Source organism: Streptomyces sp. NPDC056169 (assembly GCF_042268445.1).
Lineage (GTDB): Bacteria > Actinomycetota > Actinomycetes > Streptomycetales > Streptomycetaceae > Streptomyces.
Window position 1 is genome coordinate 170,856 of the sequence record NZ_JBHJUO010000004.1, and the last position, 15,328, is coordinate 186,183.

Genomic DNA, 15,328 nt, shown 5'->3' on the forward strand with positions numbered 1-15,328 from the left:
GCACCATGGCCAGCAGCACCGTTCGCCCGGAGAAGCAGGGGAAGGACGTCGCCGCATCGGACCTCGCCGCATCGGACCTCGCCGACTCGGACGTCGCCGACTCGGACGTCGCCGAGCGGCTGCTCCGGTCGGCCGCGAAGCTGTCGTACGACCCCGCCGTCGAGGTGGACTGGGACACGCCCCTCGACAAGGACTTCCACGGCCAGAGCCCCGAGTGGAACTCCCTCTACGGCACCGCGTACTGGAACGAGATGACCGAGGAGCAGCGCAAGGAGCTCACCCGGCAGGAGTCCGCCTCGGTCGCCAGCACCGGCATCTGGTTCGAGATGATCCTCCAGCAGATGGTGCTCCGCGACATCTATCTCATGGACCACACCGATCCCCGGTTCCAGTGGGCCCTCACCGAGATCGCCGACGAGTGCCGGCACTCCATCATGTTCGCCCGGGGCTCCCAGAAGCTCGGCGCGCCCGCGTACCGGCCGAAGCGGGCCGTGCTGGAACTCGGGCGCTTCATGAAGACCGTCGGCTTCGGCGAAGCCGCGTACGCCGGCATCCTCGTCGCCGAGGAGGTCCTCGACGTCATGCAGCGCGACTGGATGCGCGACGAGCGGGTCGTCCCCTTCGTCCGCACCATCAACAACATCCATGTCGTCGAGGAATCCCGGCACATGAAGTTCGCCCGGGACGAGACGCGCCGCCACCTCGCCCGCGCGAGCAGGGCCCGCCGTCACTTCCAGGCCTTCGTCGTCGCCGTCGCCGCGTACTACATCATCACCAGCCTGGTGAACCCGGAGGTGTACGTCCGGGCCGGGCTCGACCCCGAGCGGGCCCGCCGCGAGGCGGCCGCCAACGAGCACTACAAGGCGCGGCTGCGGGCCAGTTGCTCCGGGCTCATGGAGTTCCTGGCCGACGTCGGGATGCTGACCCGGCCGGCGCTCCGCTTCTACCGGCGCGCCCACCTCATCTGACCCCGCCCCGTCTCCCGCACCAGAGTCGAGCCGACGCCATGACCTACGCCATCACCCAGACCTGCTGCTCCGACGCGACCTGTGTCGCCGTCTGTCCGGTCAACTGCATCCATCCGACGCCCGAGGAACCGGATTTCGGCACCACGGAGATGCTGTACATCGATCCCCGGGCCTGCATCGACTGCGGGGCCTGTGCCGACGCCTGCCCCGTCGACGCCGTCGTCCCTGCGGACCGCCTCACCGACCGCCTCAAGGAGTACGAGGGCATCAACGCCGCGTACTACGCGGACCGCGCGCCCGCGCCGGCCGTCGCCTCGCCCATGTTCCACTCCTGGGGCGCGCCGGCCTTCTCCCGCTCGCTGCCCGCCGACTTCGCCCCGCTGCGGATCGCCGTCGTCGGCACGGGACCGGCGGGCATGTACGCCGCCGAGGACCTGCTCCTGCACACCAACGCCGAGGTCACGCTGATCGACCGGCTCCCGGTCGCCGGCGGACTCGTGCGGTACGGCGTGGCGCCGGACCACCCGGCGACCAAGGGCGCCGGGGAGACCTTCGCCCGTTTCCACTCCCACCCCCGCGTCCGACTGCGGCTCGGCGTGGAGATCGGCCGGGACGTCACCGTCGAGGAGCTCGCCGCGCACCACGACGCGGTGATCTACGCGGTGGGCGCACCCGCCGACCGGCGGCTCGGCATCCCCGGCGAGGACCTGCCGGGCAGCGTCTCCGCGAGCTCCGTCGTCTCCTGGTACAACGCCCATCCGGAGACCGGCGCGGACGCGGTCGACCTGTCCGCCGAGCGGGTCGTGGTCGTGGGCAACGGCAACGTCGCCCTCGACGTCGCCCGCGTCCTCGTCATGGACCCCGACGCCCTCGCCGCCACCGACATCGCCGACCACGCCCTCGCCGCCCTGCGCGGCACCCGGGTGCGCGAGGTGGTGCTGCTCGGCCGCCGGGGCCCCGAGCACGCGGCGTACACGGCGTCGGAACTCCTCGCCCTGAAGCACCTCCCGGGGGTCGAGCTGCTCGTCGACGACCGGGACCCGCGCACCGGGGAGGCGATCGACACGGCCGCGCCCGGGGACAAGGCCGGGCTCCTGCGGGACGTGCCCCGCGAGGCGGTGGACTGGACGCGGGAGCCCGCGCGGGACCGGCGCCGGATCGTCCTGCGCTTCCACTCGGCGCCGGTCGAGGCGGTCGGTACGGAGCGGGTGCGGGCGGTCCGGGTGACGGAGGAGGGCGCGGCGTCCGGTACGGAGCTCGGGGCGGGGCTGCTGGTCCGGGCCGTCGGCTACCGGGGCGTACGGCTCCCGGGGCTGCCCTTCGACGAGACCACCGGCACCGTGCCCCACGAGGCGGGACGGGTGACCGGTCTGCCCGGCGGCTATGTCGTCGGCTGGATCAAGCGGGGCCCCTCCGGGGGCATCGGGGCCAACCGGGCGTGCGCGGAGGAGACGGTCGGGGCCCTGCTCGCGGACGCGGTCGCGGGCGCGCTGCCCTCGCCGACGGGCACGCCGCAGGCCTTCCGCAAGCTGGTGCGCAGCCGCAGCGCCGGTCTCGTCGACGCGCGCGGTCTGGCGGCCATCGACCGTGCCGAGCGGGCACGGGGCCGGGACGCGGGGCGTCCCAGGGTCAAGCTGGCGACGGTGCCGGAGCTGGTCGCGGCGGCACGCGGCGGACGGTGGCGCCGGCCGATGTGACAGCGGGGGTGTTCGGCCCGGAGTGACGCGTGGGGAGGTTCGGCCCGTGTGACGCGTGAGGGTGTCCGGCCCGGGACGGCGGGCCGGTACGGCTCAGACGGCGACGCTCAGGGCCGCCTGGCGGACCACGATCGCGTTGAGCCGGACGGCGAAGGGGACGACGTCCGTCAGTTCCAGGGTGGTGGCCTCGGCCTTCGGCAGCTCGACGGTCACGTCGACGCAGAAGGCGAGGGCGTAGATGTCCTCACCGGTGTCCTCGTCCTGGAGGGCGAAGAACAGGTCCCGGTAGAAGCGGGTGCGGTGCTCGGACTCCTCGTAGAAGGAGAGTCCGGGCTGCCCTTCCTGCCCGGCGAGGCCGGTGAAGGCCTCGACGAGCTCCCGCTCGACGGTCCCCCAGAAGCCGGCCTCCGCGTACTCGGGGGGCAGGGCCTGCCGGACGGCCTCCTTCAGCGAGAGCACCATGACCAGGACGGGGGCGTGCTCCTGGAGGCCCCAGCCCCGGACCATCCGCACGACGGTGGTGTCGGGGACGGCGGCGGCCGCCGCCCGTATCGCCTCGAAGTCGAAGTTGACGGTCGCGGGCGCGATCGCCTCCTGGAACACCCGGTCGATGGACCGGGCCCGTTCGAGATGGTCCGGTCCCACCTCGACGACGGTCCTGAAACTGGCGGCCAAAGCTCCTCCTACATGATCTCGATGATCAGGAGGGGTCAGTATGCCGAGGCGCTTCCCGCCCGGTGAGGGGCGTCCGCCGTGCGGACAGCACGGCAGGGGACAGCACGACAGGGGACAGCACGGCAGGAGTCAGGACGGCAGGGGTCAGGAACGCCCGCGGGGCTTCCCGCCCTTGCCGCGGCCCGCGCCGCCCGCGCCACCGCTCCTGGCACCGCCCTTGCCACCGGCCTTGGCGCCGCCCTTGCCGCCGCTCTTGGCACCGCCCTTGCCGGCCGCCGCGGGCCTGCCACCGGTACGCGCGCCGCCGCCCGGCTTCGCGGACCTGCCCGGCTTCTGCTCCTTCTTCGGCTGCTTCTGCCCCTTCTGCGCCTCGGCGCGACGGCCCCGGGTGCTGTTCACCGTCCGGCCGCGCACGATCCCGATGAACTCCTCCACCAGGTCGGGGGCCTCGTCGGCCGCCGGCCACGACAGGGCCACGCGCGACTGCGGGACGTCGTTGAGCGTCCGGTACGTGAGGTCCTTGCGGTGGTGGAGCCGGGCGAGGGACTGCGGGAGGGCCAGCAGACCGACGCCCGCCGCGACGAGCTCGATCGCGTCGGCCGTCGTCTCGGGGCGCTCGTTCGCGGCGCGGCCCGGCGGCTGCTCCCAGCCGAGGGTGTCGTCGAGCGGGTGCAGGACGAGCTCGTCGGCGAGGTCCGACGCCCAGATCTCCTCGACCTCGGCGAACAGGTGGTCCTTGGGGACGACGACGACCGTGGTCTCCGTGTAGAGCGGGATGGCGCTGAGGTCGTCCCCGTCGACGGGGAGCCGGACGAGACCCGCGTCCGCGGCCCCGTCCCGGAGCGCGCCGAAGGCCTCGGGGGGCGTCACGGCGAGGAGGGTCAGCGGCACGTCGGGCAGGCGCTCTTTCCAGACCCGCACCCACTTCGCGGGCGTCACTCCCGGGACGTACGCGAGCCGGAAGGCGGAGGTACCGGCGGCGAGGGAGGGGGAAGGGGCGGGGGAAACCGAAGGGGAATCCGCGGGGGAAACGTCCGAGCCTGTCACCCCGCAAGGCTACCGGTAGCGGACGTGGTCGGAGGTCGCCCGCATGCTCGATACCCTTGACTCCATGACGTCGCACCAGAACGCCCAGACGATGAAGCCCGCGACCGCGGCGAAGAAGCTGGGTGTGTACCTCGAAGCCACCCCCGCCGAGTTCCAGGAGGGGGTCGTCTCGCGCGCCGAGCTGACCGAGCTCCAGGCCAACCCGCCGGCCTGGCTCCAGGAGCTGCGCAACAACGGCCCGCACCCCCGCCCGGTCGTCGCCAACAAGCTCGGCGTCTCCATCGCCGGTCTCGCGCGCGGCGGCATCACCGAGCCGCTCACCACCGAGCAGATCGACGCGATCAAGGAGGAGCTCCCCGCGTGGCTGCGGAAGGAGCGCGCCACCCAGTCGGAGGTCCGCGCGGAGACCGTCCGCATCAAGGAGCGGGACGCGGCGCGCCGCGACCAGAGCGCCTGACACCCCCTTCTTCCTTCACCGGCCCGTACCGAATCGCTTCGGTACGGGCCGGTGTGGCGTCCGGGCGGGTGCGGGAGGCATGTCCCCATGAGTGACACGAGCACTGCCTCCGAGCCGCCGGTCGTCGTCGGCGTGGACGGGTCCGCACACAGCCTCCGCGCCCTGGACTGGGCCCTGGGTGCCGGGGAGAGTCTCGGCGCGCCCGTCGTGGTGGCGCATGTCCGCTCCGACGCGCTCCAGCTCGGGGCCGCCCGGATCGCCTCCCTGGGCAAGGACCCGGAGCTGCCCGACACGGTGCTGACCGCGGTCCGGACCGTGGTGGAGGAGCGCGGGCACACCGTTCCCGTGCGGTACGTCTCCCTCGACGGGACCGTGGCCGACGCGCTGCCGACGGCCGCGCGGGGCGGGCGGCTCCTGGTGACCGGCTCCCGGGGGCACGGCGGCTTCGTGACGCTGCTGCTCGGCTCGACCAGCCGCACCCTGGCCATGACCGCGCCCTGCCCGCTCGTGGTCGTGCCGCACGAGGCGCGTACGGTCGAGCCGCCGGGCGGCCCGGACACGGGCCGGATCCTGCTGGGCCTGCACCCCGAGGAGACCCCGGACGAGGTGCTGGCCTTCGCCTTCGAGACGGCTCAGCGGCGGGGCGTGCCGCTGGAGGCCGTGACCGCCTTCCGGCTGCCCCCGCAGCCCGGTGCGGTGCTCGCGGCCCCGTCCCCGGCGCTCCAGGTGCCGCCGCCGCTGCCGGCGGCCGACGACTCGGCGGAGCTCATCGCGGGGGCGGAGCAGGAGCAGGAGGAGCGGCTGCGGCCGTTCGCGAAGCGGTGGCCGGATGTCCGGCTGGTTCCGTCGGTCGTGCCCGGGGACGCGGCGGGGCGGCTCGTGGAGGGGTCGAAGGACGCCGGTCTGGTGGTCGTGGGACGGCACCACCGGCACCGGATCGGTTCGCTGCTCATCGGTTCGGTCGCCCACGCGGTGCTGCACCACGCGCACTGTCCGGTCGCGGTGGTCCCGCCGGGAACCGCCGGGGGCACCCTCGGGACCTGACAGTCCCCGACGGTCCGGCGTAAGGAAGATTTTCCTCCCTTTTTCGACCGATTCAAAGAGTTTCACCCCTTTTCTTCCCATGTCAGTGGCGCCTGGTACACAGGGGCCATGACGACCACAGATCGCGGCTCCTCCGCACACCGCAACGTCCAGCCGCCTTCCGCCCAGGCCTCGCTCGGCGCGGGCGTCGTCGTGACCGACGCGTCCGGCCGCGTCCTCCTCGGGCTGCACCGTTCCGGGGTGTGGGAGCTGCCGGGCGGGAAGGTGGAGCCGGGCGAGTCCGTGGAGGACGCGGCGGTGCGCGAGCTCGCCGAGGAGACGTCCCTCGTCGCGGACGCCGCCGACGTGGAGGTGCTCGGGCTGATCCTGGACTCGGTGACCTCGTCGGAGCTGACCAGGATGACCGTGGCCACGGTGGTACGGGGCTACCGCGGTACACCGGCCGTCACGGAGCCGGACAAGATCGACCGCTGGGAGTGGACCGATCCGGAGCACCTGCCGACGGCGCTGTTCGTGCCGTCGGGCCAGGTGCTGAGGATGTGGCGCCCGGAGCTGACGGTGCCCGACGGCCCGTTCCACCGCTACGCCATGAGCCGCCTGCCCCGCTGACGGACCCGCGCTGCCACGGTGCGTCACCGAGCGAGGTGCGGCGGCCGTGGTTAGCGTGGCTCACAGGAACACGACATCGATCGCAAGAGAGAGAGTCACCGTCATGGCCGCACGACCCGCAGGCACGCCGGTCTGGACCGACGCGATGTTCACCGACGCCGAGGGCGCCAAGACGTTCTACGGCGACGTGCTCGGCTGGACCTTCGGCGAGGCCTCCTCCGAGTACGGCAACTACACGCAGGCGTACAAGAACGGGAAGGCGGTCGCGGCCGTCGTCCCGCCGATGCCCGGCCAGGACGCCCCGCCGCAGTCGGCCTGGTGTCTGTACTTCGCCTCGCCGGACGCCGCCGCCACGGCGGAGAAGATCAAGGCGGCGGGCGGCACCGTCGTCATGGAGCCGATGCAGGTCGGCGACTTCGGCTCGATGTGCATCGCGCAGGACCCGACGGGTGTCACGTTCGGCGTCTGGCAGGCGGGCGTCCACGAGGGCTTCGAACTCGAGGGCGAGACCGGCTCGTACGCATGGGCCGAGGTCTTCACCCGGGAGCCGGCGAAGTCCGACGCCTTCTTCACCTCCGTCTTCGGATACAACTCCAAGAAGATGCAGGACGACCACGTCGACTACCGGGTCTTCGACCTGGGAGGCGAGATGCCGGTCCTCGGGCGGATGAAGATGACGGCGGAGGACTTCCCGCCGGAGGTCCCGCCCTACGTCCAGATCTATTTCGCCGTCGACAACTGCGACAAGGCGGTGGAGGCGGCCGAGCGGCTCGACGGGCGGAAGGTCTTCGGCCCCATGGACAGCCCGTTCGGCCGTTTCGCGGCGATCCTGGACCCGCAGGGCGCGGCGTTCGCCGTCATCGACCTGAAGACCACCGTCGGCGAGATGCCCGAGATGGTCTGACCGGTCGGTCACCCGTCCACGGAACCGCCCCGGAGCCCATGGCCCCGGGGCGGTTCCGTGCGGTTCCGGTTCCGTGCGGTTCCGCGCGGTTCCGTGGACGGCGGTCAGGCGCTGTCGCGGACGGCGACGATGCCGTTGAAGACCCCCACGTACGCGGTGCCGTCCGGGCCGATGGTGATCGGCGCCCAGTTGTTGTCGTAGGCGAGGCCGGTGCCGGTGAAGCGGGAGAAGGCGCGCTGTCCGGTGCGGAAGTCGACGGCCGTGAGGTACCAGGCGTCGATGCCGAAGGCGTTGGGCCGCTTCTCGTAGAAGTAGAGCAGTCCGTTGGCGGTGGAGAGCTTCGGGACGGTGGAGGGCGAGCGGACGTCGCTCTCCCAGACGGTGTCGCAGCCGCTGCCGTCGGCGCGGACGTCGATCCGGGTCGCGCCGCCGACGACGCTGCGGCCGAGGGCGAGCGTACTCGGGTTCTCGTAGCCGTAGTTGTTCTCGACGACGAGGCTGTTCCCCCAGCTGATCAGGGAGTTGTCGGTGGTGGACGCGCCGGAGCGGAAGACCGGCACCTTGCAGACGAGTCGCTCGTCGGCGGGGACGGCGGCGCCGCGCCGGTAGACGAGGACGTTCATCCGGTCGTCGGCGTTGTCGGTGATGGCGACGTACTGGTCCCGGTCGCCGAACAGGTCGGGGGTGGTGCCCGAACCCTGGTTCACGGAGCCGGGCTTGGTCCCGGTCCCCCGGTCGTACGCCTCGCGCCACTCGATGCGCGGGGTGCCGTCTGCGCCGGCGCGGAAGCCGTACAGGGCGTGGTCGGTGACGATGGAGACGCCGTCCTCGGCGACGGAGAAGGAGTTCTGGATCTCCTCGCCGTCGAGCCTGATCGCCCGGAGCGCGCCCGTCGCGGGATCGACGGTGCCGACGCGGCCGAGCCGGGTGACCCACCAGATGCGGCCGTCCCAGTCCGGCATGACGGAGGTGACGGGGTCGCAGACGCCACTGGGGAAGAGATTGGTCCAGCTGACGCAGTCGTGCGGGACGAGGGAGGTGAGGTCCCAGTCGTTCTCGACGACGAACTCCCAGGCGCCGTCGGCCTTCTGGCGGTGGGCGATGCGCAGGACGTGCTGACGCGAGTCGGCGAGGACGACCCGGTCCTGGTTGTCGAGGTAGAAGTAGGCGCCGCCGGAGGTGTCCTTGAAGATCTTCTCGAAGTCGAGGCGCGTGATGGCCTCGACGGTGGAGGAGCGCTGCGGCAGCTTGTACTCGGCGAGGGTGTCGAGGGTGCGCGGGTCGAGCAGCTTCAGGAGGAAGCCGTTGAAGGTGCCGCAGACGGTGACGAGGCGGCCGCCGGAGTCGAAGGTGACGGTGGCGCACTCGCCGCCGACGGGGGCGATCTTCTCGCTGTCGACCTGCGGGTCGCGGCCGAGGGGCCCGGAGTACGGATGGGTCCCGCTGCCGGCCCCGTCGGCGTGCATGCCGCTGCGCCCGTTGGGGGCGAGGTACGGATGCTGCGCCGGGGCCTTGCCGGGCACGGGCCGGGCGGTGGCGGGGGCGCCGTCGTAGTGGTCGACGAGCCGGTGGCCGAGGGCGAGGGGTATCTCCTCGGCCTGCGCGACGGGGGCGGCGCCCGCGAGGAGGGTCGCGCTCAGCGCGACGATCAGCGCGAGCGCGCGCGCTCGTCTTCCGGGCGGGTGCGTGGTCACTGCGGCTCCTCGGGTTGCTGACAATCTGTCGCGCCGGCCGCCGACGCTAGGCCCGAGTCGGGGAGATGTACATGCAACTGCCCTCTGTTTCACAGGCAGTTCACGATCAAGCAACAGTCACGGCCGGAGGCTGGAGACCACGTTGGCGGTGGCGGCGACCCCGTTGTGGATCGTGGGCGCGATGCTGGTCCCCGCGAGGAAGAAACCGAGCAGAGCGCAGACGAGCGCGTGGGTGACCTTGAGCCCGCCGCTGCGCAGGAAGATCACGGCCAGTACCAGCAGCAGCACCACGACAGAAATGGAAACGGCCATCGCCTTCACGTCCCTCCGTCGCCGCACCGGAATTGCGGCGTTCGGCGGACAGTGTGGCGGAACGCCCGGTCCGTCCGGGCGTATGGCGGGGCGGCCATACGGGTGAGATGCGGGTGGGTTCAGTCGCCGAAGGTCTCGGCGATGCTCGGGTGGCGCACCGCGTCGAGCTCCGGATCGGCGAGCAGATCCGCGATCAGCGCCACGTCGCCGAAGACCTCGGTGGCGCTCAGGTCCCAGTCGGTGAGGACGAGCCAGCTCCCGTCCGCCGCCCACCAGGTGGCGGGGAAGCGGCGCTCCAGGGTGGCTCCGGGGCCGTTGCAGGCGTCGTAGTGGGCGAGGGCCGCGCCGAGGCCGCCGCGCCAGGCGAGGAACCGCTCGCCGGGGAAGGAATCCACGGGTGCCTGCGCGCCGCCGCAGGGCGTGTCGGGTCCCTGCGGGGCGTGCCGGGCGAGGAGTTCGACGAGTCGGACCAGGCAGGCCCGGTCCATCTCGGCCGGGTCGGGTCCGTCCAGCTCGGCGGCTCCGTCGACGCCCTCGAAGACCAGGTACGACGGGGTTCCCGACCAGTCCGCGAACCGCCGGCCGACGCGGCCGAGGACCTCGTCCCAGCGGAGCCGTACGGGACCGTCGTGGATCGCGTGGAGGAGCCAGCAGCGGTCCTCGTACCCGCCCTTGGGCTCGTATCCGCACTCCGCCTCGACGAGCACCGCACGCAGGCCGTCGAGGGGGTCGTCCTCGGCGGTCGGCGTCCACGGTGCGGTCACGGGTTCCCCTCGGCTGGCAGGCAGTCCTTCCACTCCACAGTACGGTCGCACCAGCGGTTCAGCAGGACGCGGTCGTGGCCGACGGCCAGGAGGCCGGCGCCGGTCTCCTCGCGGTAGGTCTCGACGGCGGCGACCAGGGCGGCCGTGGTGGAGGCGTCGAGCATCGCGGTCATCTCGTCGCAGATCAGCCAGCGGGGGCGCAGCGTCAACGCGCGGGCCAGGCAGGCGCGTTGGAGTTGGCCGTCGCTGACCTCGTGGGCGCGACGGGTGAGGAGGTCGGCGGTGAGGCCGACGGTCGGGGCGAGTTCGGCGACCCGGGTCCCGGCCTCGGCGCGGCGGCCGGTGGCGCGGAGCGGTTCGGCGATCAGGTCGGCGAGGGTGAGGCGGGGGTCGGCGGCCGTCCGGGGCTGCTGGAAGACGACGCCGACGGCGGTGCGGAGTTCGCGCGGGGCGCGGTGGCGCCAGGCGCGGATCTCGGTGCCTTCGAGGACGAGGCGGCCCGCGTCGGGGCGGTGGAGGAGCGCGGCGACCCGGGCGAGGGTGGATTTGCCGCAGCCGCTGGGGCCGAGGAGGCCGACGGACTCGCCGGGGGCGATCACCAGGGAGGCGCCTCGGAAGACGGGGGTGCGGCGCTCGTAGCCGGCGGTGACGGAGTCGAGTTCAAGCACGGGACGGCTCCGGGTGGTGGCAGGCCACCCCGGCGCGCGGCTCGGGGCGGGTGGCGCAGAGGTCGGTGGCGAGGGGGCAGCGCGGGGCGAAGGCGCAGCCGTCGGGCAGCGCGGAGAGCTCCGGGGGCATCCCGGGGATGGGCGTGAACGCCCGGTCGGGGAGGGCGTCGAGGAGCCCGCGCGCGTACGGGTGACGGGGTCCGGTGGCGCCGAAGAAGCGGTGGGCGGGGGCGATCTCGACGATCCGGCCCGCGTACATGACGGCGACGCGGTCGGCGATCCGCGCGGCGGCGGCCAGGTCGTGGGTGATGAGGAGCAGGCCCCGGCCCTCGTCGACGTGGCGGCGCAGTTCGTCGACGGTGCGGTCGACGAGGTCCCGGTCGAGGCCGGTGGTCGGTTCGTCGGCGAGGAGGAGGCGGGCGTCGCCGATGAGGGCGAGGGCGGTGGCGGCGCGCTGGGCGAGGCCGCCGGAGAGTTCGTGCGGGTACCGGTCGAGGTGGCCGGTCGGGAAGGCGGCCCGTTCGGCGGCGTCCTCCGCGGCCTTGCGCCGCGCCCGGCGCGGGGTGCCGGTGAGGGCCCGTACGGTCTCCTCCAGCTGGGACCGCACGGTACGGACGGGGGTGAGGTGGGCGGCGGGGCTCTGCGGTACGAGCCCGACGCGCCGGCCCCGTACCGTCCGGGCGAGGGTCTTCTCGTCGGCGGCCAGGAGGTCCGTGGGCCCGGCTCCGGCGGCGCCGGCCAGCAGGGCCGTACCCGAGGTCTCGGCGTTGCCCGGGAGCAGACCGAGGAGGGCGGACGCGAGGACGGACTTGCCGCAGCCGCTCTCGCCGACGAGAGCGAGGCACTCCCCCGCGCCGAGGTCGAGGTCGGCGTCGCTGACGGCGGCGACGGTCCGGCCGCCGCGCAGCCGGAAGCGGACGGTCAGGTCGCGGACGCTGAGGAGGGCGTCCTCGGCGCGCTCGGCGGTGACGGCCTCCAGAGCACGCAGCACCCTGCCCTCCGGAGCGTGTGGGGCGTTCACAGCATGAGCTCCGATCGGCGGCGCGGGTTGAGCCGGTCCCGCCACACACCCGCGAGCCCCGCGATGGCGAGGGTCGGCAGGATGAGGAGGAGGCCGGGGAAGAGGGTCGGCCACCAGTCCCCGGCGAGGAGCGAGGAGCGGGCGTTCTGCACGAGGTTGCCGAGGCTCGCCTGGTGGCTGGGGAGGCCGAGACCGAGGAAGGAGAGCGCCGACTCGTGCCACATGGCGTGCGGGACCATGAGGACGGCGGCGAGTCCGGCCTGCGGCAGGACCGCGGGCAGCAGGTGCCGGACGGCGACGCGCCACCGCGAGGCGCCGCCGGACACGGCGGCGTCGACGAAGGGCCGGGTGCGCAGCGAGAGGACCTCGGAGCGGACGATCCGGGCGGTGGAGAGCCAGTGGGTGACGGCGACGGAGGCGATGACCGGCCAGACGCCGGGCCGGAAGAGCGCCACGACGAAGATGCCGAGCAGCAGGTGCGGTACGGAGGAGAAGGCGTCGACGAGCCGCATGAGGGTGCGGTCGGTCCAGCCGCCGAGCGCCCCGGCGGCCGCGCCCACGGCGGTGCCGACGACGGTGGCGACGAGCGCGGCGACGAGCCCGACGAGGAGCGAGATCCGCAGCCCGTAGATGCAGCGCAGGAGCAGGTCGCGGCCGAGGTCGTCGGTGCCGAAGGGGTGGTCCCAGGACGGCGGGAGGAGCTTCGCCGAGAGGTCGACGGCCTGTTCGTCGAGCTGGACGAGCGGGGGCACGAGGAGGACGGCGGCGAGGATGACGCCGACGGTCACGGCGGAGCTCCACAGCCGCAGGCGGTGGGTGCGCGGGTCAGCCATCGAAACCCACCCTCGGGTCGGCGAGTCCGTACAGCAGGTCGGAGAGGAGGTTGCCGAGGAGGACGGCGGCGGTGGCGAGGACCGTGAGGGCCGCGAGCAGCGGGAAGTCCACCGAGGTGGCGGCCGTGACGGTGGCCGCCGCGATCCCGGGCCAGCTGAACACGGTCTCCACGAGCAGGGCGCCGGTGATGAGCTCGGGGACGCGGGAGCCGACGAGGGTGAGCATCGGCAGCATCCCGGAGCGCAGCGCGTGGCCGGTGAGGACGGTGCGCCGGCTCAGACCGCGGGCGCGGGCGCCGCGCACCGGGTCCTCTTCGAGGGCGTCGCCGACGCCCTGGCGGACGTACAGGAAGAACCAGGGCAGCTGGGAGATCCCGAGGACGAGCGCGGGCAGCACGAGGTGGCGGGCGACCTGGTCGGCGGTGACGGTGTCGCTGGCGGTGTCGGTGAGCCCGCCGGCCGGCAGGACGCCGAGCTTCAGGGCGAAGAACCAGATCGCGAGGAGGCCGAGCCAGAAGGCGGGCGCGGCTTCAAGGGTGTACGCGGCGGAGCTGACGGCCCGGTCGACGAGGCCGCCGCGGCGGCGTCCCGCGAGGAGGCCGAGGAGGGTGCCGAGGACGATGGCGATCAGGAAGGCGGAGACGGCGAGGAGGACGGACCAGCCGAGGCGCTCGGTGATGACCTCGGCGACGGGGCGGCGCATGACCGAGGAGTCGCCGAGGTCGCCGGTGACGGCGGCGGTGAGCCACTCCCACCAGCGGGTGAGGAGGGGCTGGTCGGCGCCGAGGTTGGCGCGGAGCTGGTCGAGGTTCTCCTGCGAGGCGGTCAGGCCGGCGGTGCCGGCGTAGGCCTTCACGGGGTCGAAGGGGGAGGCCGCGGCGACGGCGAACACCGCGAAGGTGACGGCGAGGAGGACGGGGACGGCGGCCAGGGCGCGCCGTCCCGTCATCCGCGCCATGGCCCCCCAGGGGAGGCGGCGCGTCACTTCTCCGCCGCTCCGGTCTTCTTCGGCTTCCAGCCTTCGACGTTCCACCAGGGGCCGGAGGCGAGGCCGTGGTCGTGCGGCTCGATCTGGGTGGTGAGCCCGTCCCAGCTGTCGTCGACGACGTACAGGTGGTCGATGTGGGTGAGGAAGGTGTAGCCGGGGTTCTTGGCGAGCTCGCGCTGGACGGTGTCGTAGGCGGCGCGTCGCTCGGCGGGGTCGTTCGTCCGGCGGCCGTCCTCCAGGGCGCGGTCGACGGTCTTGTTGTCGTACCGGGCCATGTTGTTGAAGCCGTCGCCGGCGAGGGAGGACTTCAGGAGCAGGTACTGGTCGAAGTCGGGGTCGCCGGGCGAGCCGCCGCCGGCGAGGACGGCGTCGGTCTTCATCCGGGGCTCGATGACCTCCCAGGTGCCGGCCTGGGTGGTGATGTCGATGCCGGCCTTCTTGGCGTCGGAGGCGTAGGCGAGGGCGTGGTCCTGGCGGAGCTTGTCGCCGGAGAGGTACCAGAGCGGGAACGCGGCGCGGACGCCGTCCTTGACGCGGATGCCGTCCGGGCCGGGCTTCCAGCCGGCCTCGTCGAGGATCTTCTGCGCGCCGGTGAGGTCGTGGCGGCGCTCGGTGCCCTTCGCGAACCAGGGGCTGTCGGTGGGTACGGGCCCGTAGGCGGGCTTTCCGGCCCCTTCGAGGATCTTGTCGACCATGGCCTGCCGGTCGACGGCGATGTCGAGGGCGCGGCGGACGGCGGTGTCGCCGGTGACCTCGTGGTGGGTGGGGAGGGTGACCGTGCGGTAGTCGTAGGTCTTGGCCGCGTACGTCTTCCTGGCCTTGTCGCCCTGGAAGCCGGCGGCGAGGTTGGGCGGCAGGATGGCGCCGTCGAGGTCGCCGGCGCGCAGCCGGGTCGCGCGGACGTCGTCGTCCTTGACGACGGCCATGGTGAACTTCTTCACCGCGGGCGCGCCGTCCCAGTAGGCGGGGTTGGCCTTGAAGCTGAGCTTCTCGCCCTTGGACCAGCCGGTGAGGACGTACGGTCCGGTGCCGATCGGCTTCGTGGTGAAGGCGCCGGTGTTGACGTCCTGCTTCGCGGCGACGTGCTCGGGCGCGATGGCCTGGACGGTGCGCTCGGCGAAGGGCGCGTAGGGGTACTTCAGGGTGAAGACGACGGTGTCGTCGCCGATCGCCTCGACCTTCTTCACCGCGTCGAGCTCGGTGCGGGAGGCGTTGTTCGTCTTCGGGTCGAGGATCGTGCGGTACGTGAAGACGACGTCCTTCGAGGTGAAGGGCGCGCCGTCGCTGAAGGTCACGCCGTCGCGGAGGGTGTACGTGTACGTGAGCCCGTCCGCGCTGATGTGCGGCAGCTTCGCGGCGAGGGCCGGCTCCAGCTTCATGTTCTCGTCGAAGGCGAGGAGCCCGTCGAAGATCTTGGAGTTGCCGTCCTTGCCGTAGCCGAGGAGCGGGCTGAGCGTCTCGGGCTCGTAGGCGATGCCGACGACCGCGGAATCCTTGGGGCCGCCGGAGGCCCCGGCCGTGGAGCCGGGGTTCGTGCAGGCCGCCGCCGTGAGGGCGAAGGCCCCCGCGAGTATCGCGGCGGCCGCGCCTCGGATGGATCGGGCGGTCATCGTGTCCACACCCCTTTTGGAGATCAACTGTTATTGC

General features: G+C 72.9%; 16 protein-coding genes. 6 read left to right on the top strand and 10 right to left on the bottom strand.

What is annotated here, in order from left to right; translation table 11 throughout:
* Positions 1–5: 5 nt before the first annotated feature.
* The gene (locus ACFC0G_RS07845) at positions 6–968 is read left to right on the top strand and encodes a diiron oxygenase (RefSeq protein WP_376398880.1); all 963 of its coding nucleotides are present in this window, start codon (positions 6–8) and stop codon (positions 966–968) included.
* Between the two features lie 38 nt (positions 969–1,006).
* Positions 1,007–2,665: an FAD-dependent oxidoreductase gene (locus ACFC0G_RS07850; RefSeq protein WP_376398882.1), complete on the top strand. Its 1,659-nt coding sequence runs from the start codon at positions 1,007–1,009 to the stop codon at positions 2,663–2,665.
* A gap of 93 nt (positions 2,666–2,758) precedes the next feature.
* On the opposite strand, the gene ACFC0G_RS07855 is transcribed toward ACFC0G_RS07850, so the two are convergent.
* Positions 2,759–3,340 (bottom strand): Type-2Aa cytolytic delta-endotoxin, encoded by a 582-nt coding sequence (locus ACFC0G_RS07855; RefSeq protein ID WP_376398885.1) that lies wholly within the window; start codon positions 3,338–3,340, stop codon positions 2,759–2,761.
* 144 nt (positions 3,341–3,484) lie between these two features.
* Positions 3,485–4,387, bottom strand: coding sequence for a LysR family substrate-binding domain-containing protein (locus ACFC0G_RS07860; protein ID WP_376398887.1), 903 nt, complete (start codon positions 4,385–4,387; stop codon positions 3,485–3,487).
* A 64-nt stretch (positions 4,388–4,451) separates the two neighbouring features.
* Between ACFC0G_RS07860 and ACFC0G_RS07865 the strand changes: the two genes are divergently transcribed.
* The 4 genes from ACFC0G_RS07865 to ACFC0G_RS07880 all read left to right on the top strand — a co-directional run bounded on the left by ACFC0G_RS07865 (position 4,452) and on the right by ACFC0G_RS07880 (position 7,401).
* Positions 4,452–4,844 (top strand): DUF5997 family protein, encoded by a 393-nt coding sequence (locus ACFC0G_RS07865; RefSeq protein ID WP_376398890.1) that lies wholly within the window; start codon positions 4,452–4,454, stop codon positions 4,842–4,844.
* A gap of 87 nt (positions 4,845–4,931) precedes the next feature.
* Entirely contained in the window at positions 4,932–5,888 is a 957-nt protein-coding gene (locus ACFC0G_RS07870) for a universal stress protein (RefSeq protein WP_376398892.1), read from the top strand.
* 108 nt (positions 5,889–5,996) lie between these two features.
* Complete coding sequence (locus tag ACFC0G_RS07875; RefSeq protein WP_376398895.1) at positions 5,997–6,497, top strand: NUDIX hydrolase; 501 nt, start codon at positions 5,997–5,999, stop codon at positions 6,495–6,497.
* Between the two features lie 103 nt (positions 6,498–6,600).
* Positions 6,601–7,401, top strand: coding sequence for a VOC family protein (locus ACFC0G_RS07880; protein ID WP_376398898.1), 801 nt, complete (start codon positions 6,601–6,603; stop codon positions 7,399–7,401).
* Between the two features lie 104 nt (positions 7,402–7,505).
* Here the strand turns inward: ACFC0G_RS07880 and ACFC0G_RS07885 are convergent, their stop codons facing one another.
* The 8 genes from ACFC0G_RS07885 to ACFC0G_RS07920 form a co-directional block, all read right to left on the bottom strand.
* A complete protein-coding gene (locus tag ACFC0G_RS07885; RefSeq protein ID WP_376398901.1) occupies positions 7,506–9,095 on the bottom strand; it encodes a hypothetical protein in 1,590 nt (529 codons plus the stop codon).
* Positions 9,096–9,212: 117 nt separating this feature from the next.
* On the bottom strand, positions 9,213–9,407 hold the full coding sequence (locus tag ACFC0G_RS07890; RefSeq protein WP_376398904.1) for a hypothetical protein: 195 nt from the start codon (positions 9,405–9,407) through the stop codon (positions 9,213–9,215).
* 119 nt (positions 9,408–9,526) lie between these two features.
* Positions 9,527–10,171, bottom strand: a complete 645-nt coding sequence (locus tag ACFC0G_RS07895; RefSeq protein ID WP_376398907.1) for a hypothetical protein — start codon at positions 10,169–10,171, stop codon at positions 9,527–9,529.
* The gene (locus ACFC0G_RS07900; RefSeq protein ID WP_376398910.1) at positions 10,168–10,839 is read right to left on the bottom strand and encodes an ABC transporter ATP-binding protein; all 672 of its coding nucleotides are present in this window, start codon (positions 10,837–10,839) and stop codon (positions 10,168–10,170) included. Before ACFC0G_RS07900 ends, ACFC0G_RS07895 begins: the two co-directional genes overlap by 4 nt.
* On the bottom strand, positions 10,832–11,860 hold the full coding sequence (locus ACFC0G_RS07905) for an ABC transporter ATP-binding protein (protein WP_376398912.1): 1,029 nt from the start codon (positions 11,858–11,860) through the stop codon (positions 10,832–10,834). Before ACFC0G_RS07905 ends, ACFC0G_RS07900 begins: the two co-directional genes overlap by 8 nt.
* Positions 11,857–12,693, bottom strand: coding sequence for an ABC transporter permease (locus ACFC0G_RS07910; RefSeq protein ID WP_376398915.1), 837 nt, complete (start codon positions 12,691–12,693; stop codon positions 11,857–11,859). The genes ACFC0G_RS07905 and ACFC0G_RS07910 overlap by 4 nt, the downstream gene beginning before the upstream one ends.
* On the bottom strand, positions 12,686–13,678 hold the full coding sequence (locus ACFC0G_RS07915; RefSeq protein WP_376398918.1) for an ABC transporter permease: 993 nt from the start codon (positions 13,676–13,678) through the stop codon (positions 12,686–12,688). Before ACFC0G_RS07915 ends, ACFC0G_RS07910 begins: the two co-directional genes overlap by 8 nt.
* Positions 13,675–15,291 (bottom strand): ABC transporter substrate-binding protein, encoded by a 1,617-nt coding sequence (locus ACFC0G_RS07920; RefSeq protein ID WP_376398921.1) that lies wholly within the window; start codon positions 15,289–15,291, stop codon positions 13,675–13,677. The genes ACFC0G_RS07915 and ACFC0G_RS07920 overlap by 4 nt, the downstream gene beginning before the upstream one ends.
* Between the last annotated feature and the right edge of the window lie 37 nt (positions 15,292–15,328).

What these genes read in the sequence shown, in the direction of transcription:
- ACFC0G_RS07845 (WP_376398880.1), top strand. Translation starts at nt 6, where the DNA reads ATGGCCAGCAGCACCGTTCGCCCGGAGAAGCAGGGGAAGGACGTCGCC.
- ACFC0G_RS07850 (WP_376398882.1), top strand. Translation starts at nt 1,007, where the DNA reads ATGACCTACGCCATCACCCAGACCTGCTGCTCCGACGCGACCTGTGTC.
- ACFC0G_RS07865 (WP_376398890.1), top strand. Translation starts at nt 4,452, where the DNA reads ATGACGTCGCACCAGAACGCCCAGACGATGAAGCCCGCGACCGCGGCG.
- ACFC0G_RS07870 (WP_376398892.1), top strand. Translation starts at nt 4,932, where the DNA reads ATGAGTGACACGAGCACTGCCTCCGAGCCGCCGGTCGTCGTCGGCGTG.
- ACFC0G_RS07875 (WP_376398895.1), top strand. Translation starts at nt 5,997, where the DNA reads ATGACGACCACAGATCGCGGCTCCTCCGCACACCGCAACGTCCAGCCG.
- ACFC0G_RS07880 (WP_376398898.1), top strand. Translation starts at nt 6,601, where the DNA reads ATGGCCGCACGACCCGCAGGCACGCCGGTCTGGACCGACGCGATGTTC.
- ACFC0G_RS07890 (WP_376398904.1), bottom strand. Translation starts at nt 9,407, where the DNA reads ATGGCCGTTTCCATTTCTGTCGTGGTGCTGCTGCTGGTACTGGCCGTG.
- ACFC0G_RS07910 (WP_376398915.1), bottom strand. Translation starts at nt 12,693, where the DNA reads ATGGCTGACCCGCGCACCCACCGCCTGCGGCTGTGGAGCTCCGCCGTG.
- ACFC0G_RS07920 (WP_376398921.1), bottom strand. Translation starts at nt 15,291, where the DNA reads ATGACCGCCCGATCCATCCGAGGCGCGGCCGCCGCGATACTCGCGGGG.